A 20,320-nucleotide genomic window follows, 5' to 3' on the forward strand; every position below is an offset into this window, starting at 1 on the left:
GAATGACTGCCTTGTCACTCACTTTGGTGGTGCGAGGTGACAGACGCTCCGGAGCCATTCACCATTTACGACGAGATGTGAACTGTGGCAGGCATTAGCGGTTTGAGCCGCTTTCTTTTGGCTACTTTTCTTTGCGGCTGCAAAGAAAAGTAGGTGCCGCCCCGCACAGGGGCAACGCATGCACACCGACGCGAAAACAGGTAATCGCACAAGCAGCCAGGAACCGAGCGCAGCGCCAATCACCTGACCTTCACAGCCACAAAGCTCCTCGCATTATTCCGCTGAATCAGCAGCGACATACTCTTCGTCGCCTTCGCCTCGAGCGCGACAGCTTGCTCCTGCGATTCGACCAGCGTGTCATCGAGCGACAGCACGACATCTCCAGCCCGCACACCCGCGCTCGCAGCCGGCCCAGTGGAGGCTTCCACCATCAAACCAAGCGGCAACCCGGTCGAGCGCTTTTCCTCGGCGCTCAGCGCATGCGCGATCAGACCGAGTCGGTCGGCGGCATGGCGCGGAGCCGGTGTTGCGGCGGCGGCCTGCGCGTTCGGGTCCGCCATCACCGTTTTGACGGCTTTCACGTCAGACGGTGGGGCCTTGCTCACCGGATCGGCTACTGCGGGTGCGACCGGCGCGTCGGTCTTCTCCACCGCCTGTGCGGCATCGGTTGCTTGAGCTGCTGTCGCACCCGCAGTCCCAGCGGCCGCTCCTGTCGCCGCCGCATCCGCATCCGCCGCCTTCGCCTCGAACGCCGTGTTCGAGAAGCCGGCCACCGCGGGCTGGCGGTTGCGGATCACCTTCAGCGACGCCGGCGTGGCCGGCGGCACGGCAGCCAGCGCGGCGGCGAGCGTCGCGGCCCGGTCGACGGGTTTGGTGCCGACCTGCACGATCACGTCGCCGGTCCGGATACCCGCTTTGCCGATGGGCGAGCCGGGATCGACGGCGTCGACGAGCGCGCCGCCCGCGTGCGGCAAGCCGAGCGCCGCCGCAAGCCCGGGACTCACGTCCTCGACCTGCATGCCGAAGGTGCGGATCGTGCCGCCGTTGCCCGCGTTTGCCGCGGTCGCCGCATTGGCGCTGGCGGCGGGCGCCGCCTTGCGCGCCTGCAACTGGGCGCGGAACTGGTTGGCGGCGTCGATTGGAATCGCAAAGGTCAGGCCCTGGTAGCGGCCGCCATCCGCGTAAATCTGCACGCCGATGCCGATCACCTCGCCTGCGCGATTGAAGATCGGGCCGCCGGAGTTGTCGGGGTTGACCGCCACATCGGTCTGCAGGAACGGGAACGCCTTGCCGTCGGGCAGCGTGCGCGAGGTCGCGCTGAGGATGCCCGTCGTCACGGTGTTCTGATAGCTGTCCGGCGACCCGATCGACAGCACCGGTTCGCCGGCGTGCACCTTCGCCGTATCGGCGAGCTTCACGAACGGCAGATCGTGGCCGTCGATCTGCAGCACGGCAACGTCGCTTTGCGGGTCGACGGCGACGACCTCCGCCTTGAACTCGCGCTTGTCCGTCAGCCGCACGGTCACCTGCTCGGCGCTGTCGACGATATGCGCCGTGGTCAGCACGACGCCATCGGGGCTGACGATGAAGCCGGAGCCTGCGCCCGTCATCACGCGCGGTCCGCTGGCCTCGGCGTCGGACGCCGGCTTCGGCGCGCGACTGAAGAACGCGAAGAAAGGATCGGCGTCGTCGATGGCTTCCTGCTCGGGCGGCGCGGACGGGTCGTCGGGGCTGCGCGCGATCACGTGCACGACGGCGGGGCCGTAGCGCTCGGCGAGCGAGAAGAAGTCGGGTGTGGCCACGGCCGCCGGCGCGGTGGCCTCGGCGGTAGCCTTCGGGGCGGCGGCTTTGTCGCCAGCCGCTTTGTCGCCAGCCGCCGTAGCGCTTGCCGCCTTGTCGTTAGCGGCCTTATTGGCGGCGGCTTTGTTGGCGGGCGGTTTGGTGGCGGCCGGAGGCGGCGTTGCCGCGTTCGCCTCGTAACAGAAAGCGCTGGCAAGCGCGAGGGCAAGCGCCGCCGCAGGGCGCGAAGTGCGGGCGAAGGTCAGGCGGAGCACAGCACACCTCCCAGTGGTCATCGTGCTGGCGGGCGGCACGCGATCGCGGATAGCAAACGAGTGCCGACGACCATAGTGTAGTCACGCCACAAGGCAATTGGGGGGCAGGGTTTGTCCTGTAGCGCACGCAAATCGGCACTCAGGCGTAACGACGCATGCGCGGCGCATCGAAGATGACGCTTTGCTGACTTTGCGGCTGATCAGGCTGCTCAGGAAAGGGAGGGGGCGACGCCGAACAGGTGCGCGAGATGCCCCGCTCGTTGCGAGCGGGGCGTTCGGCTCTGGGGGGCGGCGCGAGTGCGTATCGCGATCGCTTTCAGCTACCCGAATACAGGTTGCAGAAGCTCACCGGCCCGACACACGTCGTCGTGTGCGGTGCGCCGGCGTCGCTCGTGCCCTGCATGGGCGCGCCCATGCCGCCCGGTTCCTGCTGTTGATGCTGTGCCTTCGCACGCGCGACTTGCTGCGCGGAGATGGGGCTCACATCTGGATACGAGCTATCGGTCACGAATTGCGAACCGTTGGCCTGCGCTTCGATCAACTGTTCGCGCACCTGGGCACGCGTGAGTCCTTGTGCGGACGCGGTGGATACAGCGCCGATGCAAGTCGTCACGACGAGCAAGGCGAAAAGGGGGCGGCGGATGGTCATTTCGAACTCCTGATTAAATAGCATGGTTCGGCGACCGGCTGGAGCACGGTCGAATCAACGGAGACTGCAATGGGTATACCGCTGAAGGTGGATTGCTATTCCCGTGGAGTTGCAACGGCGGGGTATTTTTCTATGTGAGCTGTACCTGGAGCCAATGCGGCAGTTCCGCGCCGATCAGGCTGACGCCAAAGAGCGCGAGTGCGCCGGCAAATAGAAGGACAAGCGGACTCACCCGCGTTCTGAGCAACACGCAAAGGGACATTACGGCGATGGCCTTCGCGGGCAGGCCGCCGTTGAGCGACTTGAGTAGCACCCAGCCCGCCGCGAGCATCATGCCGGCCGCGATGGGACGCAGGCCGCGCTCGAGCGCCAGCTGCCACGCCGCGCCCTGATAGCGACCCCAGATATGCGTGATGCCGTAGATGAGGATCGCGGTGGGCAGCAGGAGCGCGGCGGTCGCCACGAGCGCGCCCCAGAAGCCGGCGACCTGCCAACCGATCAACGTGACGAGCAGCGAGCCGGGACCCGGCGCCATGCGGGAAATCGCGAAGTCGGCGGCGAATTGCGAATGCGTCATCCACGGATGCACGTCCACGACCTGGCGCTGGATTTCGGCGACGATCGCCTGGCCGCCGCCGATCGTCACGAGCGAAAGTGGCGCGAAAATGGCGGCTAGCTGACCGAGCAGGCGTCCATTCATCGCGCACCCCGGCGGATCGCTGCGTATTCGTAGAGCACGCTCACGGTGCCGCCTGCCACGACCACCCACACCAGCGACAAACGCAGAATGCCGATCGCAAGAAAGGTCGCTGCCATGAGCAGCAGCGCAAGCCCCTGCCGCCTCACGCGCCGAGCGGTGACGACGCCCATCGACAGCGACAACCCTGTGGCCGCCGCGGCGGCGCCTGCGATCAGAATCTGCGTGAGTGGATGGAAGATGAGCGCGCCGACCACGCTGCCGATCACGACGATCAGACACGCGGGCGGCACGAGGATGCCCGTTACGGCCACGGCGGCGCCGCGCCAGCCGAGCAGCCGGTGCCCGATCCAGATCGCCATGTTTTTCACGTTGATGCCGGGCAGCGCCTGCGAGAGGGCGAGGCCGTTGAGAAAGTCCTCTTCGCTGATCCAGTCGCGATCGTGGACGAATTCGCGCAACAGCCAGCCGCTCAAGCCGCCGCCAAAGCTCGTCATGCCGATGCGGCTGAAGATCAGAAAGAGTCCGAACAGCGTGGGGCGCGGCGAGGCGTTTGGCGTGGAAGCAGTCACGGGGATGACGCAAAGCGGATAATGCCGAACGGTTCGGCGGTCGTCTCGTGCGGTGGTGGCCGAAATTATAGCGCCGCAACACGTGTGACGCGGAGGGCGCGCGGTCACGCAAAATTCAGCGCGAGGTCAGGGCCGTTATGATGGTCGTACTCGCAGCGGCGCGATCGCTGTGATCGTTGTATTTGCGCTGTCCGCCGTGTGCCGCCTGGCGTGACGTGAACAAAACGCCCTGCCGCCATTGCTCATGCCCAGGAAAAAGACCAGCGTCTGGCTCAAAGGTCTCGAATTGCTCACCCGCATGAGCGCACCGCGACCGAAGAAAAGGGCCGCCGCACGCAAAACGGCGCCCGCCAAGGCCGCGCAGGTCGCGAGGCCGGCAGCCAAACCGGCGAGGCGCGCCGGGAAGGCGCATGTGGGGCGTGCGCAGCCGACGGGCACGGCCGGCAGGTGGATCCGCTCCTATCATTCCGCGCCGCCCAGGGCCGGGCATCTCGTCAACCATCTCGCGTATGCGCTCTATTTGCCCGCCGGTGCGGCCAGCGCCACGGGCCTGCCGCTCGTGGTCATGCTGCACGGCTGCAAGCAGACGGCGGAGTCGTTCGCCGCGGGCACGCGGGTTTGCCGGCTGGCGGATCGCGCGGGTTTCGGCGTGCTGCTTCCCGAGCAGGCGAAAACGGCGCACGCACAGCGATGCTGGCACTGGCACGGCGATCATGCGCAGTCGGAAGCGCCAGCGGTCGGCTCGCTCGTCGATGCCATCGCGCGCGAGCACGGATTCGATCACGAGCGCATCTACCTGGCGGGCATCTCGGCGGGAGCGGGGCTTGCGTCCGTGCTCGCGATGCGCCATCCGTGGCGGTTCGCGGCAGTGGGCCTGCATTCGGGCCCGGTTTTCGACGCGGCCAGTTCCACCATGAGCGCGATGAGCGTCATGCGCCACGGCAGCCGCGAAGACCCGGTGCATCTGGTCGATGCCGCTGTCGATGTCGCCGCCCATCCCGGTGTGCCGGCCTTCGTCGTGCAGGGCGAAATCGACGCGGTCGTGGCAAAGCGCAACGCCGTGCAGCTCGGCATGCAGTTCGCGCGTGTCAACCGGCTGCTCGACACGCAGGGCGAATTACGCGTCGGCGAGATCCGGACCTATAGCCGCGACGCGGTGGCGTATACCGACTACGTCAAGTCGGGCAGGCTCGTCGTGCGTGTATGCGTGGTTCGTGGCCTCGGGCATGCATGGAGCGGCGGCGATCCGCGCGAAGCGTTTCATTCGGACCGAGGCCCCGACGCGATGGCGATGATGTGGCAGTTCTTCCGGCGGCAGCGCCGAAGTGCGGCAGATGAAATGCCGTAAGCGGGGCGTCAGCCATCGTTTGCGCGACGTACTCGCGCCGGCAGCAGCATGGCCGCCGCGAAGCACAGGAGATGCAGCCCGCAGAGCGCCGCGAAGGCCGGCAGGAATTGCCGCGGTTCGGCGGCGGAAGAACTCGGCACGGCGAGAGAAACCGCGATGGAGATGAGCGTCGTGGCGACCGGGCCGCCAATTCTTTGCGCGATATTCAACGCGGTGTTCGCCACGGGAAGCCGCGCCTTCGGTATGCGGGCATACGCGGCGGAAATCGAAGGAATGCTAATGGTTCCCTGACCCGCGCCCGCGATAAAGAGACTCGCCAACGCGAGGCTCGTGGAAAACGCATGGCCGCTCATCCACAAGAACGCAAGCGTGGCGACGAGCGCCAGCAGCGCGCCGCCTGCCGCGAGCGCGCGGCAGCCCAGACGCTCGGTGAGAAAACCCATGCAGGCGAATGAGGCCATCATGCCTGCGCCCGTGGCCGCGAGCAGCCAGCCCGCATGCGCGGCGCTCAGGCCGCAGCCCGCTATGAGGTAGAGCGGAACGGCAAGCTGCCGTCCGTACATGATGCCGTTGGCGAAGAATTGCGTGATGGCGGGAACCGCGAACGTCCGGTTCGCAAAGAGGCGCACGTCGATCAGCGCTGTCGTTGGCCGGCGTAGCGAGTGCCACACGAATCCCGCGAGCAGCGCAGCACCGGCTAGCAGAAACCCCGCGCCTTCGGCGTGCATGGCGCTCTGGAATCCATAGACAAGCATGGCGAGACCAGGCGAGATCAACGCAAAGCCCGCGAAATCGAAGCGGCGCCTTTGCGGTCGAGCGGCGTCGGGCGCCAGCAAACGTGCGGCCAGTGCGACGCCGAGTATGCCGACCGGTACGTTGATCAAAAAGAGCCAGGGCCAGGCGGCCCGCGCGAGTACGGCGCCGGCGAGCACCGGGCCGAGGATCGGCCCGAGCAGGATGGGCAGCGTGGCGTAGCCCATCACGCGCTCCATGTTCTTGCCCGCGACGCGCCCGATCATCATCTGCGCCATGGGTGCGAGCAGCCCGGCCACGAGGCCCTGAACGATGCGCGCACCGATCAGTTCCCCCATGTTTTGCGCCGCGCCGCACAGTACCGAAGCGAGCGTGAAGGCCGTGAAGGCGAAGAGATAGAGCCGCTTCGCGCCGACGCGGTCCACCAGCCAGCCGTTGAGCGGAAGCATGAGCGCCATGGCCAGCAGGTAGCCGCTCATGATCCACTGCGTCGTGGCAACGGGCGAGTGGAGCGCATCGCCGATGGCCGGGAGGGAGACGTTTACGAGCGTCGAATCCATCTGCGCCATGAACGAGCCGATGGAGACGACGATGGCGACCTTCCAGACCGACGCGGGAATCCGGTTGCCGGCACCGCTGGGCTCACGCGTGCCGCTCATCGTTCGGCCAGCCTTCTCATGATGTCGCCCGCCTTGAAAAGCGTGGTGCGCTCGTCTTCGTCGAGGTCCGCGATGGCTTGCGAGAGCCACAGTTGTTTCGCGTCGCGGGTCTGCTTGCGCAGTTGCCTGCCCTTTTGCGTCAGATCGATGAGTAGCTGACGGCCATCGGTCGCGTGAGGCGTACGCGTGACGAGGGCCATCTCCTCGAGCGCCGCGACGGTGGCGCCCATCGACTGGGGCCGCATGCCTTCGGCGCGGGCGAGCGCGGCAATCGTGGCGGGACCGTCGTTGGCGAGCCGCGACATGACGACGGACTCGGTCATCGAGAGAGCGCCCGCATAAGACTCGTTGCGCGTGCGACGCACGAGCATGCCGATCGCCTGCATGAGGTCGATGACGGCGGGTTCAGGAGTTTTGGCAGACATGGCGATTCACACGCATTCGGCTGGGATGTGTCATCGAATCATGAAGATAAACAGGTAGACTTGCAAGTTTATCTGTTAAAAATTCGAGCACCTGAAGAGAGCGATGCCAATCGGCTAACGCCAGACGAGCGCCATTGAGGCGTATGCTTGCGATCAAACGACGGCATTCAACCCCGATGGAGACACGCATGGCGGCACTTCAAATCGACGATCTCCCGGCCGCGATCCGGCAGGCCAAGCGGATGTTGCGCGCGCAACTGCCGAACTATCGCGAAGTGTTCGAGGAGGTCGCGCAGGCCATAGGCGAAGAAGCGCGGCACATCGCCCGGCTGCGCGAGGCGGGCGAACCCGTGATCCCGGAGATCGCGTTCGCCGACATTCAGGCGCAGCGCGTGAGCCCCGAGGCGATCGCGCTCGTGAAGGCGCGCGGCGCCTGTGTGATCCGCCGGGTGTTCGAGCCGGAGCAGGCCACGCGCTGGGACGCCGAAATTGCCGATTACGTGGCGCGCAACGATCTCGACGCGCGCGCCGCGCAACGCGCGGCACAGCGCAATGCCCTCCCGCCGGAAGCGACCCGCCCGTTGATCTACGGGCTCTACTGGTCGCGCCCGCAGGTGCAGGCACGCGAATCCGCCGAACTGACGGCCGCACGCGTCTTCCTCAACCGCCTTTGGCGCCATGAAAGCGAAGGGCGCGTGCATTTCGATCCCGATGTCGTGCCAGTCTACGCCGACCGTCTGCGGCGCCGGCCGCCCGGAACGGCTGCGCCCGGCCTCGCCGCGCATTGTGACGGCGGTGCGGTCGAGCGCTGGGTCGACGAGAATTTCCGCCAGGTCTATCGCCATGTGTTCTCGGGCGACTGGCGGCGCTACGACCCGTTCGACGGCGCGTACCGCACGCACGCGAGCGAGATTCCCTCGCGCATCGCCTCTTCGATGTTCCGCACCTTCCAGGGCTGGACCGCGCTTACGCCGCAGGGCCCCGGCGACGGCACGCTGCAGATCGTGCCCATCGCCAACGCCATGGCGTACGTCCTCTTGCGCGCGCTGCAGGACGACGTGGCCGAGGACGACTTGTGCGGCGCCCAGCCGGGCCGTGGGCTGCCGATCAGCGCCGAGTGGCATGCGCCGCTGATCGACGCACTGATTTCGATTCCTCAGATGCAGCCCGGCGACACCGTGTTCTGGCACTGCGATGTGATTCACTCCGTGGAAGACGAGCACCGCGGCACCGGCTACAGCAATGTGATGTACATTCCGGCCACGCCGGGTTGCGCGAAGAACGCTGCTTATTTGCAGCGCCAGTTGCCGAGCTTTCTCGAAGGCCGCAGCCCGCCCGACTTCCCCCCCGAGCATATCGAAGCCGACCTGGCGGATCGGGCGGGCGTGGCGGATCTCACGCCGCTCGGCCGCACCCAGCTCGGCTTGGCCGGCGTGGCTTAACATGGGCACATGACCCGCGCGTGTCGGCGCATCGATTCGCGCGCTTGCCTGTCAAAGCACGCGTGTGGCATGCTGTGCGCCGATCAACCGGCCATGACGACCATGGATTTCGCTTCGTCCGTCGCAACGTATGGCGCCGACCTGTCGGGCCTCATTTGCGGTTTTCGCTTCACGCCGGGCCAGCCTGGGCAGCCCGTCTCGTGCGACGACGTCCTTGAGGCGTTGCGGCACACGCACGAAAGCGGCGAGCCGCAGGCCGCGCGCGACGACACGTTTTACTGGCTGCACTTCAATCTCGCCCACGCCGCGGCGCAACCGTGGATGCGCGCGCATCTCGACCTGCCCGACGCCTTCTTCGAGATGCTCGTGGAAGGCTCGCACTCCACGCGTATCGAACACGTGGACAACGGGCTGTTCGCCGTGGTCAACGACGTGATGTTCGATTTCGAACTCACGCCCTCGCAGATCGCGACGCTCTGGTCGTACACGCACGAGCGCATTCTCGTCACGGCGCGCCTGAAGCCGCTGCGCTCCATCGACCGTCTGCGCGGCTATGTGCGCAACGGCGAGACGTTCCGTTCGCCGGCCGAGCTGCTGATCCACCTGATGCGCGACCAGGCGGACCTCATGGTGGAGATCGTGCGCCGCACGAGTGTCGACGTCGATCGCGCCGAGGACCAGTTTCTCGCCTCGCGCCGCTCTGCGAGCCGCCATGAACTCGCGGCCATGCGGCGCATTCTGGTGCGCCTGCAACGCATGCTCGCGCCGGAGCCGGGCTCGATTTTCCGTCTGCTCGCGCGCCCGCCGCGCTGGCTCCAGACACCGGACATGCAGGACCTGCGCGAGGCGACCGAGGAGTTCTCGCTCGTGCTGGGCGACATGGCCGGACTCGTCGAGCGCATCAAGCTCCTGCAGGAAGAAATTGCCGCGCGTCTCGAAGAGCAGAACAACCGCACGCTTTTCACGCTCACGCTCGTCACCGTGCTCGCTCTGCCGATCAACATCGTCGCGGGTTTTTTCGGCATGAACGTGGGCGGCATTCCGCTCGCGGAAAACCGCCACGGCTTCTGGCTCATGGTGGTGCTCGTCGCGACCTTCACGGCGCTGCTGGGATGGTGGGTGTTCCGCCGGCGCGGCGACACCTGAGGCTTGCGGGGTCGCCGGCGATCTCGAAGGCGCCCAAAGCGTCGCGCGGCGCATTCAGGAGCGCGTGAGCGCCGAAGCTGCGCTCAAGCGCAGCGACTTCGCGCGCTAGCGCGCGAAAAAGGGCGGCCGCAACCGCATCGAATGCGCATGATGGGCGTTCACGTTAGCTGACGTTTGCGTGCGCGGGGCACCGCGCGCGCCCGCTGCTGGCGCGTTGGTGTATGTTGGCGTCATACCGTAGCCGCTCCCATGACGGCCCTGGTGCGGAGGACGCCTTGCCCGAAGTCTCGCCCAACCCCGGCGCGGTCCGCTCGCGAGTCTCGCGTTTGCTCGTGCTGCTGGTCGTGGCGCTGATTCCGATCCTGCTGTGCGTCGCGCTCGGGCGTTACGAGGCCGAACGCATTGCGCAGCGCGAGGCGAGCCTCGCTTCTGCGTTTATCGTCGGGCAGGTGGTGTCGATCGTCGAGACGGCGCAGAGTGCGGCGCGCACGTTCGCGCCGCGTGCGAACGAAGCGTGCGATACGCTCTCGCCGGATCTCACGCGCAAGGCCGCCGCCGTGCCCTATGTGCGCAAGCTCGACATCCTTTACGAAGGCCGCATCGACTGCTCGTCCGCGTACTCGCAACAGGCGGTCCCCGATGGCGGCTGGCTCAATGGCAGCGCGCAGGCCTCGCAGGACGAGTGGCTCCTGATCGTGGACGACACGCCGATGGTGCGCAACCGCCCCTCGCTGCTGGTGGGCGTCGCGGGCGAAGCGGGGCGCGCGGTCGTGGCCGTGGTGGACGTGCAGTATCTGCTGGACCTGCTGCATGGCGCGGCCCCGCTCACGGTGTTTCGACAGGCCGAGTTGAGGGTGGGCGAGGGCGCCGTGCTGCGCGAAGCCATGGCGCTCGTGAACGTGCGTGGCGCACCGTTGCTGGTCGATGTGCAAAAGCGCATGTCGGGCGCCACAATCGATCTGAAGATCTATGGGCGGCCCGAGCGCATTCTGGAGAACTGGCGTGCCCTGTTGCTGCGCTACATGCCGTGGGCGGCTGCCTTCTCGGCGTGGCTCGTCTGGCTCGTGCGCCGCTTGCAGCAAAGCGGGCAGTCGCGCCGCGAACAACTGCTGCGAGCCATACGCGCGAACGAATTCCATGTCGAATATCAGCCGCTCTACGGCGTCGAAACGGGGCGCTGCGAGGGCGTGGAGGCCTTGCTGCGCTGGGTGCGGCCAGGCACGGGCGCGATCCGTCCGGACGAGTTCATTCAGGTAGCCGAAGAAGAGCACGTGATCGTGCCGCTCACGCAGCATCTGCTGAAGCTCATCGAGCGCGACGTCGCCACATGGGAGGTCGCGCCGGGCTTTCACCTCGGTGTCAACTTCGCGCCCGAGCATCTGTCGGGCGTACAGCTCGTGAGCGACGTGCAGGCGCTGCGCACGGCCGTGGCGCCGCACGGCGCGACGATCACGCTGGAGATCACCGAGCGTACGCTGGTGCGCAATACCGAGCAGGCGCGCAGCAATCTGGTGACCTTGCGGCGCGAGGGCGTGAGGGTCGCCATCGACGACTTCGGCATGGGATATTGCTCGCTCTCCTATCTCGAGAAATTTCCGTTCGATATCCTGAAGATCGATCGCGGCTTCGTGCTGACCATCGATGCGCAAGGCAGCAAGGCGGCCGTGCTCGACGCCATTATCGATCTCGCGCATAGCCTTGGCGCGCGGCTCGTGGCCGAGGGGGTGGAAACGCAGGTGCAGCGCGACTATCTATGTGCGCGCGGCGTCACGTATATCCAGGGCTTTTTCTACGCGAGGCCCATGCCGTCGGAGGCGTTCGTGCGCTGGTATCGCGCGAACGGGGCGCATATGTCACCCAATCCGCACATGACGGCCGGCACATAGGGCGCCCGCGTATTCCTGCCGGCGTGATTTGCTTAGCGCGAAACATCGGTTCTGCGAACGCGTGCGGCCCGGTAGCATCAACGCTTCGAGGGCTGTGCCGTGTGGGTGCATGCCCCATGCCAACACGGAAGCGCTGAAGATGACTCGCCCCACGTCGCCCAGACCTTATACCCGCCGCCACTTCCTCGCCACGCTGGGCGCAACGCTCGCCGGCGCGGCGCTGCCCGCCACTGCGTTCGCGAAATATCTGCCGGACCAGTTCCGCATCGGCTACCAGAAGGCCGCGAGCACGCTCGTGCTGCTCAAGGCCAACGGCACGCTCGAAACGCGCCTCGCGCCGCTCGGCATCAAGGTATCGTGGACCGAATTCCCGGCCGGCCCGCAATTGCTCGAAGGCTTGAACGTGGGCGCGATCGACTTCGGCTATGTCGGTGAAGCCCCGCCGGTGTTTGCCCAGGCCGCGGGCGCGGATTTCGTCTATACGGCGTATGAGTTGCCCACGCCGCACGCGGAAGGTGTGGTGGTGGCGAAAAACTCGCCGATCCGTGACGTGACGGGACTGAAGGGCAGGAAGATCGGCCTGAATCGCGGCTCGGACGTGCACTGGTTTCTCGTCGCGCTGCTGCAAAAGCAGGGTCTTTCCATTGGCGACGTGCAGCCTGTGTATCTGGCGCCCGCCGACGCGCGCGCGGCGCTGCAGAGTGGCGCCATCGATGCGTGGGCAATCTGGGACCCGTTCCTCGCGGCCGTCGAATCGCAGGACGGCGCACGCCTGCTTGCCGACGCCAGCGGCGTGGCGAGCCATCATCAGTTCTTCCTGAGCCAGCGCGAATTCGCGCAAAACCGCAAGGACGCGCTGGCGATCGCGCTGGACGAACTCGGCAAGACGGGGCAATGGGTGCGCGCCAACACGGCGGCAGCGGCCGCGAAACTCTCACCGATCCAGGGCCTCGATGCGGCGACGATCCAGACCGGCCTCACGCACTACGCGCATGAATATCGGCCCATCGACGCCGCCGTGATCGCGCAGCAGCAGAAGATCGCGGACACGTTCTACGACCTGAAAATCATTCCGCGCCGCGTGGTGACGAAGGACGCCGTGCTTGCTTGACTGCATGAGCACGGGCCATCCCGTGCTCATGCAACGCCAGGGCTTAGTGCTGCGACGACCAGCCCTTGTAGCTGCCCACGTTGTCGCGCGTGACGAGTTGCGGCGTCATTTCGATCATCGGGTTGGCGGGCTTCTTGCCGTTCATGATGTCGTAGCCCACCTGCACGGCCGTTTGCGCCATCTTCCACGGGTCCTGGCTCGCCGAGGCCTGCACCAGCGTATCGGTCTTGAGCGCCGTTTCGATATCGGGCGCGCCGTCCACCGACGTGATCACGATGTTGGTGCGATGCAGCTGCTTCGCGGCAAGGTCGCTGCCAATGGCCTGCGGGTCGTTGATGGCGAACACGCCGGCAATCTTCGGGAAGCGCGTGAGGTAGCCCTGCATCACGTTCATGCCGCCTTCACGCGAGCCCTTGGCGTCCTGGTCGTCGGAGAGGATCTTGATGCCGGGCGTCTTCGCGAGCACCTGCTTGCAGCCGTTCACGCGGTCGATCACGGCCGAGACCTGCGGCCCGTTCTGGATGATCACGTTGCCGGTGTTGTTGATCTTTTTCGCGAGGTATTCGCACGAGATCTCGCCGGCCTTCACGTTGTCGGTCTGCACGGTGGCGTCGGCGCCCGCGGCGGCCACGTCCACGGCCATCACCACGATACCGGCCGCCTGCGCCTTCTTCACCGCCGGCAAGATCGCCTTCGGATCGGTCGCGTTCAGGAGGATCATGTCCACGTGCGCCGAAATGAAGTTGTCGATCTGCGTGAACTGCTTGTTGAGGTCGTAGTCGGCGGAAACGGCCGTGACCTTGGCATTCGGGTTGATCTGTTTGGCCTTCGCTTCCGCACCCTGCACGATCGTCACGAAGTACGGGTTGCCGAGCGAACCCACGGTAATGCCAATCGACTTGAGCTGCTTGTCGGCGGCATGCGCGCCTTGCAGTGCGAAACCGAACGTGAGGGCGGCAGCGGCGAGAACGACTTTTTTCTTGAACATGAGGTTGTCTCCTGAGGGGTCCTGTTTGGGTGCTTTCCGGGCGAGCGCAGCAGGACCGCCTGCGCTCGCGACTGTTTCTGGCTGAGGCTGTATGGAATCTACGCTTAGGTACGGGCCGAGCCGCGCTGGCGGTAGCGGTCGAGCGCCACGGCGCCGACGATCACGAGACCCTTGATGATGTACTGCCAGATGTCCGAGACGCCGAGCAGCACGAGGCCATTGGTCAGGACGGCGATGATGAGCGCGCCGATCAGCGTGCCGATGATCGAGCCCACGCCGCCCACGAAGCTCGTGCCGCCCAGAATCACCGCGGCGATCGCGTCGAGTTCGTAGGACTGGCCCAGTTGCAGGCCGTTGGCTGCGTAGAGACGGGCCGCCGACATCACCGCGCCGAGACCCGCGAGCAGGCCCGACACGGCATAGACGAACATCTCGATGCCCCACACCTTGATGCCCGAGAGGCGCGCCGCTTCCGGGTTGCCGCCCACCGAGTAGATGCGCAGGCCGAGCACGGTACGGCGCAGCACGAACCACGAGCCGGCCACCACCACGAGCGCGATGATCACGAGCCAGGGCACGCCGAGCACCGTGCCGTTGCCGATGAAGGCGAACGACAACTGCGGGTTGAAGATCGTGGTGTCGTGACCCATGAGGCGCGCGATGCCGCGCACCGCCGTGAGCGAGCCGAGCGTGACGATGAACGGCGGCAGGCGCAGCAGCGCGATGAGCGCGCCGTTGATGAGGCCGAAGCCGAGGCCCACCGCGAGCGCCATGGGCACGCCGACCCAGCCCCAGCCCGCGAAGTTCGAGCCGATCATGGCGGCCATCGCGGCAGCGGCCAGTACCGAGCCCACCGAGAGGTCGATGCCGCCCGTGAGAATCACGAAGGTCATACCGGCGGCGAGCACGATGTTGATCGACGCCTGCTGCGTGACGATCGAAAGATTCTCCAGCGTGAAGAAGCCATCGGTGAGCAGACCGAAGCCGATGCACAGCAGCACCAGCACCGGCAGCATGCCGGCGGTGCGCACGAGCGACTTCATGCGCTGGCGATGACCGTCGACCGCGACGCTGCGTGCGGGTTGAGCGCCTTGCGCGGGCTGTGTGGGCGAGGCCGCGACACCGTGCCGGGGAAGAATGCTTTTCATGTCGTACTCCTGAGGGACGTTTCTTGCGTATGCGGTGAAGGTCAAGCGGCTTCGTCGAGCGGGTGCTGCGAGCCGGTGGCGAGTTCGATGATCGCTTCCTGGCTGATGGGTTTGCCGGAGTAGCCGCCAAGCTCGCCGGCGAACACGCCTTCGCGCATGACGAGCACGCGGTCGGCCACGCCGATGATCTCGGGCAGCTCGCTCGAAATCACGATAATGCCCACGCCGGTCTTGGCGAGGTCGTTGATGATGCGGTAGATCTCGGATTTTGCGCCGATATCGACGCCGCGCGTGGGCTCGTCGAGAATCAGCACGCGCGGCTTCGTTTCCAGCAGGCGCGAAAGCAGCACCTTCTGCTGGTTGCCGCCCGAGAGCGCGCCCACGTTCACGCGCGCGTTCGGCACGCGAATGGAGAGTGAGCGGATGGCTTCCTTCGCGCGCTCGCCGCCGCGCGCGAGGTCGAGCACGCCCATGCGCGCGTCGCGCCCGGCCACGGCGACGTTGATGTTGTCGCGCACGCTCATGTCGAGAAAGAGGCCCTGATGCTTGCGGTCTTCGGTCAGGTAGACGAGGCCCGCGTTGATCGCGTCGCGCGGCGTGTGCACGTTGAGCGTCTGGCCGTCGATGGCGATCTGGCCGCGCAAGCGCGGTTCCGCGCCGAAGATGAGGCGCGCAAGCTCGGTGCGGCCCGCGCCCACGAGGCCAGCAATGCCGAGCACTTCGCCCGCGTGCAGGTCGAGACTGCAGCCGCGCACGCGCTTGTCGTCGGCCACATCGCGCACGGTGAGCACGACCTTGCCCGGATCGTACGGTGCGTGCGCCTTTTTGTAGAAGCCCGAAATATCGCGGCCCACCATCATGCTCACGAGGCTTTCCGCGTTGAGCGCGTCGCGCATGAGCGTGCCCACGTAGCTGCCGTCGCGCAGCACGGAAACGCGGTCCGACAGCTCGTACACCTCGGCCATGCGGTGGCTGATGTAGATGATCGCCAGTCCTTCATCGCGCAGCTGGTTGATGAGCTTGAAAAGGCGTTCCGTTTCGCGCGAGGAAAGCGGCGTGGTGGGCTCGTCCATCACGATGATGCGCGCGTCGCTGTGGACTGCGCGTGCGATTTCCACCAGCTGCCGTTCGGCGATGGAAAGCGAGCCGACCAGCGTGGTGGGCCCGAAGCTCGCGCCGAGGCGCTTGAGCACGTCTTCGCAGCCGCGCTCCATGGCGCGCCGGTCGACCGTGCCGAAGCGGCGGCCGCCCTTGCGCAGTTCGCGGCCCGCATGAATGTTCTCGGCAACCGAGAGATTGGGCGCAAGGCTCAGCTCCTGATAGATCACGGCCACGCCCAGCGCGCGCGACGCATGCGGCCCGTCGATCACGACCGGCTTGCCTTCGATGAGGATCTCGCCGCCGGGGTCGGCCTGATAGGCGCCCGAGAGGATCTTCATCAACGTGGACTTGCCCGCGCCGTTCTCGCCCATGAGCGAATGGACCTCGCCGGGGTAGACGGTGAGGCGCACGTTGTCGAGTGCGCGCACGCCGGGGAAGGTCTTGGTGATGCCCCGCATTTCCAGCAGCGGCGGCGTGGACTCAGAGGGCGACATGGCTCTCCTCCTGCGCTTGAGCGTAAGTTTGTGCGCCGGCGCCCATGAGGATGCCCGCGCGCGGCGAAAAGTTGAAGAACATGGGGAGCGTGGCCGCGCCGAGCGCCCCCGCATCGGGACCGAAGGTGCCGCGCACCAGGGCGGGCGTGCCGCGCGCTTCCGGCGCGGTGGCCGCGACCGCGAGGCGCAGGCGCTGCATGAGCGTGTCGATGAGGCCCGCGTCCACGTCGGCGTCGAGCACCACGGCGGGCACGTCGAGCACGCAGAATGCCGAGCGCAGCGCGGGGGCGAGCGCATCGATGCAGTCGTCGAGCCACTCCTGCACGCCGGGGTGGCCGCGCGCGATGCACGCTTCCAGATCGGCGCGGCTGTCGATCGTCTCGCCGCAATACTGCAGATGGCGGCGCAGCGCGATGAGCGACGCGCGCGACAGCAGGATGTCCCACTGACCGGGCGGCTTGTGCGCCGAGGGCAGGCGGCTCGGCGGCACGGGCATCACCGCGAAATCGCCCGCGTTGCCGGTGAGGCCACGCACGCAGTCGCCGTCGATGGCGATGCCGCCGCCGATCGCCGGGCCGAGAAACAGGTAGAGGAAGTCGTCGCGCTGGCGCCCGCAGCCGTAGAAGATCTCGGCGATGGCGGCCGCGTTGCCGTCGTTTTCGCTGAACACGGGCAGCGCCGTGGCGCGCGCGAGTTCGCCCGCGAAATCGACATCGTTCCACACGCGGAAGGTGTCCGCCGGCAGGCCCAGTTCGCGCAGCCAGCTGCCGAGGTTGTACGGCTGCGCCACGCCGATGCCGGCGAGGCGACTGCGTTCCTCTGTCGTGAGGTGGCCCAATAGCTCGGCGATGTCGCGTTGCACGATCTCCTGCGCGACCGAGGGTTGCGGCAGCAGCATGTCGCGCGAGCGGCGCTCGATCATGTGGCCCGCGAAATCCACGAGCACGGTTTCGATGTTGGTCCGGTCGAGCCGCACGCCGATGGCGAACGCGCCGCGCGGCGACAGGCGCAGCAGCGAGGCGGGCTGGCCGCGTTGGCCGTCGCGGCGGCCGCTCACCTCGATCAGGCCATTGGCCGTGAGCGAGGTGATGATGGTGCCCACCGCGGTGCTCGTGAGATTCGCGAGACGCGCGAGGTCGGCCTTCGACGCCTCGCCCGCGCGACGCAGCGCCTGCAGCAGCAGGCGTTCGTTGAAGCGGCGGACGTTGGCGGAATTGCTGCCCTGACCGACATGCGGACTTCTCACGTGTCTCCTCCTGTCGATCCGGAGTGGGCGCTTTGGCGCTCGCTCCGGTCCTATGCAAAGCAGGTCGGCCTGGAACTGCGTCGCCGACTAAATAAATCAAGTTGATTTATTTAATGCCAGAAATCGCGGGCTGTCAGCCTGGGGAAATCCCGTGAAGGGGTGAAGGGGCGGGATGAAGAGGCTCCGTACGATGCGGGCCCCGATGCAAAAGCTTAGGAGACTTTTGCCGCGAAGGGGAAGAAGCGGGGAACGAGCAGCAGGTGGGCCCGCGCGCGTTCGTATGGCGCGCGGGCTGTAGAGGGAGATGTGAGGATGGGTGTCAGGACTGCGCTTCGCGCGCATCGCGGCAAGCGAACCACCGGCGCGCCGTGCGCGGCGGCTCCGCGCTTTCCGCCACCTCACGCCACCAACGCTCCCCACGATGCGGCTCGACGAGATCGAGCCGCTCTCCCATGCGCGGCGTGGAGAGCGTCACGCCGCGCGCCAGCGCGAGGCCGGTCACGCGCTCGAACGGGTCCTGCCAGCGATGCATCGCGAGATCGAACGTGCCGTTGTGAATCGGCACGAGCCACTCGCCGCGCAAATCCACGTGCGCCTGCACCGTTTCCTCCGGTTGCATGTGGACGTAGGGCCATTGCGGGTCGTACGCGCCGGTTTCGATGAAGGTCGCGTCGAAGGGGCCAAGCCGCTCGCCGATCGTGCGAAAGCCGTCGAAGTAGCCGGTGTCGCCGCTGAAGAACACGCGCAGGTCGGCGTCGGCGATCACCCACGACGCCCACAGCGTGCTGTTGCCGTCGAACAGGCTGCGTCCCGAGAAATGCTGCGCCGGGGTAGCGGTGAACTCGACGCCCTCGACATTCGCGCCTTGCCACCAGTCGAACTGACGCACCTTCGCACCGTCGATGCCCCATTCGATCAAGCGGTCGCCGACGCCGAGCGGCGTGAGAAATACGCCCGTCGTGGCGGCGAGCGCGAGCACGGTTTCGCGGTCGAGGTGGTCGTAGTGGTCGTGCGAGAGGATCACGCCGCGCAGCGGCGGCAGATCGGCAAGCGCGATGGGCGGCGCATGAAAGCGCTTGGGCCCGAGGTTCTGGAACGGCGAGGCGCGCTCGGCGAATACCGGGTCGGTGAGCCAGAAGTGGCCGCGCAGCTTGAAGAGCAGCGTGGAATGGCCGAGCCGGTAGACGCTGCGGTCGGGCGCGGCCTCGAGCTCCTCGCGCGTGAGCGCCTGAACGGGCAGCGCGCCGGCGGGCATGGTGCCGCCCGGCTTGTGGAAGATCATGTTCCACATGATCTTCAGCGTCTTGCCGAGGCCCTCGGCCGGACGCGGACGCACGTTGCGAAAGCGCTCGCCATCGTGTTGCGGCGAGGTGGACGAGAGCTCGCGGCCGCGTTGTGCGGCGCTCAGGCCCAAGGTACGGCTCAGCGATGCGAAAGGCGAGGTCATGTCGGCGGCTGCCTTTGGAAACAGGAAGTAGACTGCACAGTGTAGTTTATTCTGGTGAAAAGTAAACTGTCTGGTGTAAGATTTGGGAATGGATTGCATCCCCGCCACCCCTCAACGCCTGACCGACCGCAAGCGCGCCGCCATCGTCGCGGCGGCCATCGACGAATTTCTGGCCTCCGGCTTCGACGCCACGAGCATGGATCGCATTGCGGCGCGCGCGAACGTCTCGAAGCGCACGGTCTACAACCATTTCCCGAGCAAGGAGGCGCTGTTCGCGTCGATCCTGTGCCAGCTCTGGGATGCGAGCGCGACCGCCGATGCGCCGGCCTACCGCGCCGGCGAGCCGCTGCGCACGCAGCTCGTCGAGCTACTGATGCGCAAGCTGCGGCTCCTGAGCGACGAAGCGTTCTTCAAGCTCGCGCGCGTGGCGATCGCGGCGGGCATCCATTCGCCCGAGCGCGCACGCGACATGGTGGCTCGCATCGGCGAGCGCGAAGAGGACCTCACGGTCTGGGTGCGCGCGGCCGCCGCCGACGGCCGCCTGAAAACGACCGACCCCGCATTCGCCTCGCAGCAACTGCACGGCATCGTGAAGGCATTCGCGTTCTGGCCGCAGGTCGCAATGGGCCAGCCTCCGCTCGACGACGCGCAGCAGCGCCAGGTCGCCGAGTCGTCCGCCGATCTCTTCCTCGCGCGCTACGCGTGAGCGCCTCAAAGCGCGCCCGGTCGCGACGCGCATCGCTCCTTCTGGAATAGACTCTTGCCTTTCAGGATCGCAGGCTGACTGAGAGGACACCTTCATGCCATTCATGCTGCTCATCGCCGAGCCGCGCGGCCAGCGCGAGACGCGCGCGCCATCCGAAGGCGAGACGCTTTACGCGCGCATGGTCGCGTTCGCCGACGAACTCGCCGCCGAGGGCAAGCTGATCGACGCACACGCGCTCACCTCCGACACCGGCGGCGCACGCGTGCAGGTGCGCGAAGGCCGCGCGAGCATCATCGATGGCCCGTTTGCCGAGGCGAAGGAGATGATCGGCGGCTTTTTCCTTGTCGATTGCGCAACACGCGACGAGGCACTGGCCATCGCGCAGCGCTGTCCCGCGGCGCAATGGGCGAGCGTCGAAGTGCGCGAAACTGGTCCGTGTTTCCGCTGA

18 protein-coding genes are annotated in these 20,320 nt (G+C 66.7%); 7 read left to right on the forward strand and 11 right to left on the reverse strand.

Going from position 1 to position 20,320, the window contains the following annotated elements:
* Positions 1-239: 239 nt before the first annotated feature.
* The 4 genes from AB4Y36_RS16130 to AB4Y36_RS16145 form a co-directional block, all read right to left on the reverse strand.
* Positions 240-2,054, reverse strand: coding sequence for a trypsin-like peptidase domain-containing protein (locus tag AB4Y36_RS16130; RefSeq protein ID WP_368683527.1), 1,815 nt, complete (start codon positions 2,052-2,054; stop codon positions 240-242).
* Between the two features lie 316 nt (positions 2,055-2,370).
* On the reverse strand, positions 2,371-2,703 hold the full coding sequence (locus AB4Y36_RS16135) for a DUF4148 domain-containing protein (protein ID WP_368683528.1): 333 nt from the start codon (positions 2,701-2,703) through the stop codon (positions 2,371-2,373).
* 130 nt (positions 2,704-2,833) lie between these two features.
* On the reverse strand, positions 2,834-3,403 hold the full coding sequence (locus tag AB4Y36_RS16140; RefSeq protein ID WP_368606616.1) for a chromate transporter: 570 nt from the start codon (positions 3,401-3,403) through the stop codon (positions 2,834-2,836).
* Positions 3,400-3,972, reverse strand: a complete 573-nt coding sequence (locus AB4Y36_RS16145) for a chromate transporter (RefSeq protein WP_368606615.1) — start codon at positions 3,970-3,972, stop codon at positions 3,400-3,402. The genes AB4Y36_RS16140 and AB4Y36_RS16145 overlap by 4 nt, the downstream gene beginning before the upstream one ends.
* 244 nt (positions 3,973-4,216) lie before the next feature.
* On the opposite strand from AB4Y36_RS16145, the gene AB4Y36_RS16150 reads away from it, so the two are divergent.
* Positions 4,217-5,320 carry a PHB depolymerase family esterase gene (locus AB4Y36_RS16150; protein ID WP_368683529.1) on the forward strand — a complete coding sequence of 368 codons (1,104 nt, stop codon included), beginning with the start codon at positions 4,217-4,219 and terminating at the stop codon, positions 5,318-5,320.
* 8 nt (positions 5,321-5,328) lie between these two features.
* On the opposite strand, the gene AB4Y36_RS16155 is transcribed toward AB4Y36_RS16150, so the two are convergent.
* Both AB4Y36_RS16155 and AB4Y36_RS16160 read right to left on the reverse strand, forming a co-directional pair.
* Complete coding sequence (locus tag AB4Y36_RS16155) at positions 5,329-6,732, reverse strand: DHA2 family efflux MFS transporter permease subunit (protein ID WP_368683530.1); 1,404 nt, start codon at positions 6,730-6,732, stop codon at positions 5,329-5,331.
* Entirely contained in the window at positions 6,729-7,157 is a 429-nt protein-coding gene (locus tag AB4Y36_RS16160; RefSeq protein WP_368683531.1) for a MarR family winged helix-turn-helix transcriptional regulator, read from the reverse strand. Before AB4Y36_RS16160 ends, AB4Y36_RS16155 begins: the two co-directional genes overlap by 4 nt.
* Positions 7,158-7,345: 188 nt before the next feature.
* Between AB4Y36_RS16160 and AB4Y36_RS16165 the strand changes: the two genes are divergently transcribed.
* The 4 genes from AB4Y36_RS16165 (at position 7,346) to AB4Y36_RS16180 (ending at position 12,742) form a co-directional block, all read left to right on the forward strand.
* Positions 7,346-8,599, forward strand: a complete 1,254-nt coding sequence (locus AB4Y36_RS16165; RefSeq protein ID WP_368683532.1) for a DUF1479 domain-containing protein — start codon at positions 7,346-7,348, stop codon at positions 8,597-8,599.
* A gap of 102 nt (positions 8,600-8,701) precedes the next feature.
* Entirely contained in the window at positions 8,702-9,745 is a 1,044-nt protein-coding gene (locus AB4Y36_RS16170) for a transporter (RefSeq protein WP_069269082.1), read from the forward strand.
* 275 nt (positions 9,746-10,020) lie between these two features.
* Positions 10,021-11,631 carry an EAL domain-containing protein gene (locus AB4Y36_RS16175; RefSeq protein ID WP_368683533.1) on the forward strand — a complete coding sequence of 537 codons (1,611 nt, stop codon included), beginning with the start codon at positions 10,021-10,023 and terminating at the stop codon, positions 11,629-11,631.
* 139 nt (positions 11,632-11,770) lie between these two features.
* Positions 11,771-12,742, forward strand: coding sequence for a sulfonate ABC transporter substrate-binding protein (locus AB4Y36_RS16180; RefSeq protein WP_368683534.1), 972 nt, complete (start codon positions 11,771-11,773; stop codon positions 12,740-12,742).
* A 43-nt stretch (positions 12,743-12,785) separates the two neighbouring features.
* Here AB4Y36_RS16180 and AB4Y36_RS16185 read toward each other — a convergent pair whose 3' ends face one another.
* The 5 genes from AB4Y36_RS16185 to AB4Y36_RS16205 form a co-directional block, all read right to left on the reverse strand.
* Entirely contained in the window at positions 12,786-13,730 is a 945-nt protein-coding gene (locus tag AB4Y36_RS16185) for an ABC transporter substrate-binding protein (protein ID WP_069269054.1), read from the reverse strand.
* A 104-nt stretch (positions 13,731-13,834) separates the two neighbouring features.
* Positions 13,835-14,878 (reverse strand): hypothetical protein, encoded by a 1,044-nt coding sequence (locus tag AB4Y36_RS16190; RefSeq protein WP_069269055.1) that lies wholly within the window; start codon positions 14,876-14,878, stop codon positions 13,835-13,837.
* A gap of 41 nt (positions 14,879-14,919) precedes the next feature.
* Complete coding sequence (locus AB4Y36_RS16195; RefSeq protein WP_368606607.1) at positions 14,920-16,473, reverse strand: sugar ABC transporter ATP-binding protein; 1,554 nt, start codon at positions 16,471-16,473, stop codon at positions 14,920-14,922.
* Positions 16,460-17,719, reverse strand: a complete 1,260-nt coding sequence (locus AB4Y36_RS16200) for an ROK family transcriptional regulator (protein WP_069269057.1) — start codon at positions 17,717-17,719, stop codon at positions 16,460-16,462. The genes AB4Y36_RS16195 and AB4Y36_RS16200 overlap by 14 nt, the downstream gene beginning before the upstream one ends.
* A 319-nt stretch (positions 17,720-18,038) precedes the next feature.
* Positions 18,039-19,166, reverse strand: coding sequence for an MBL fold metallo-hydrolase (locus AB4Y36_RS16205; protein ID WP_368683535.1), 1,128 nt, complete (start codon positions 19,164-19,166; stop codon positions 18,039-18,041).
* An 88-nt stretch (positions 19,167-19,254) separates the two neighbouring features.
* Between AB4Y36_RS16205 and AB4Y36_RS16210 the strand changes: the two genes are divergently transcribed.
* A complete protein-coding gene (locus tag AB4Y36_RS16210; RefSeq protein ID WP_342947463.1) occupies positions 19,255-19,872 on the forward strand; it encodes a TetR/AcrR family transcriptional regulator in 618 nt (205 codons plus the stop codon).
* A gap of 94 nt (positions 19,873-19,966) precedes the next feature.
* The gene (locus AB4Y36_RS16215) at positions 19,967-20,320 is read left to right on the forward strand and encodes a YciI family protein (protein WP_368683536.1); all 354 of its coding nucleotides are present in this window, start codon (positions 19,967-19,969) and stop codon (positions 20,318-20,320) included.

The sequence above is a fragment of the Paraburkholderia sp. BR10936 genome (genome assembly GCF_040965735.1).
GTDB lineage: Bacteria > Pseudomonadota > Gammaproteobacteria > Burkholderiales > Burkholderiaceae > Paraburkholderia > Paraburkholderia nodosa_A.

Excerpts from the sequence above, each read along its gene's own strand:
- AB4Y36_RS16135 (WP_368683528.1), bottom strand. The coding sequence starts at position 2,703 with ATGACCATCCGCCGCCCCCTTTTCGCCTTGCTCGTCGTGACGACTTGC.
- AB4Y36_RS16140 (WP_368606616.1), bottom strand. The coding sequence starts at position 3,403 with ATGAATGGACGCCTGCTCGGTCAGCTAGCCGCCATTTTCGCGCCACTT.
- AB4Y36_RS16150 (WP_368683529.1), top strand. The coding sequence starts at position 4,217 with ATGCCCAGGAAAAAGACCAGCGTCTGGCTCAAAGGTCTCGAATTGCTC.
- AB4Y36_RS16155 (WP_368683530.1), bottom strand. The coding sequence starts at position 6,732 with ATGAGCGGCACGCGTGAGCCCAGCGGTGCCGGCAACCGGATTCCCGCG.
- AB4Y36_RS16160 (WP_368683531.1), bottom strand. The coding sequence starts at position 7,157 with ATGTCTGCCAAAACTCCTGAACCCGCCGTCATCGACCTCATGCAGGCG.
- AB4Y36_RS16165 (WP_368683532.1), top strand. The coding sequence starts at position 7,346 with ATGGCGGCACTTCAAATCGACGATCTCCCGGCCGCGATCCGGCAGGCC.
- AB4Y36_RS16170 (WP_069269082.1), top strand. The coding sequence starts at position 8,702 with ATGGATTTCGCTTCGTCCGTCGCAACGTATGGCGCCGACCTGTCGGGC.
- AB4Y36_RS16180 (WP_368683534.1), top strand. The coding sequence starts at position 11,771 with ATGACTCGCCCCACGTCGCCCAGACCTTATACCCGCCGCCACTTCCTC.
- AB4Y36_RS16185 (WP_069269054.1), bottom strand. The coding sequence starts at position 13,730 with ATGTTCAAGAAAAAAGTCGTTCTCGCCGCTGCCGCCCTCACGTTCGGT.
- AB4Y36_RS16190 (WP_069269055.1), bottom strand. The coding sequence starts at position 14,878 with ATGAAAAGCATTCTTCCCCGGCACGGTGTCGCGGCCTCGCCCACACAG.
- AB4Y36_RS16195 (WP_368606607.1), bottom strand. The coding sequence starts at position 16,473 with ATGTCGCCCTCTGAGTCCACGCCGCCGCTGCTGGAAATGCGGGGCATC.
- AB4Y36_RS16205 (WP_368683535.1), bottom strand. The coding sequence starts at position 19,166 with ATGACCTCGCCTTTCGCATCGCTGAGCCGTACCTTGGGCCTGAGCGCC.
- AB4Y36_RS16210 (WP_342947463.1), top strand. The coding sequence starts at position 19,255 with ATGGATTGCATCCCCGCCACCCCTCAACGCCTGACCGACCGCAAGCGC.
- AB4Y36_RS16215 (WP_368683536.1), top strand. The coding sequence starts at position 19,967 with ATGCCATTCATGCTGCTCATCGCCGAGCCGCGCGGCCAGCGCGAGACG.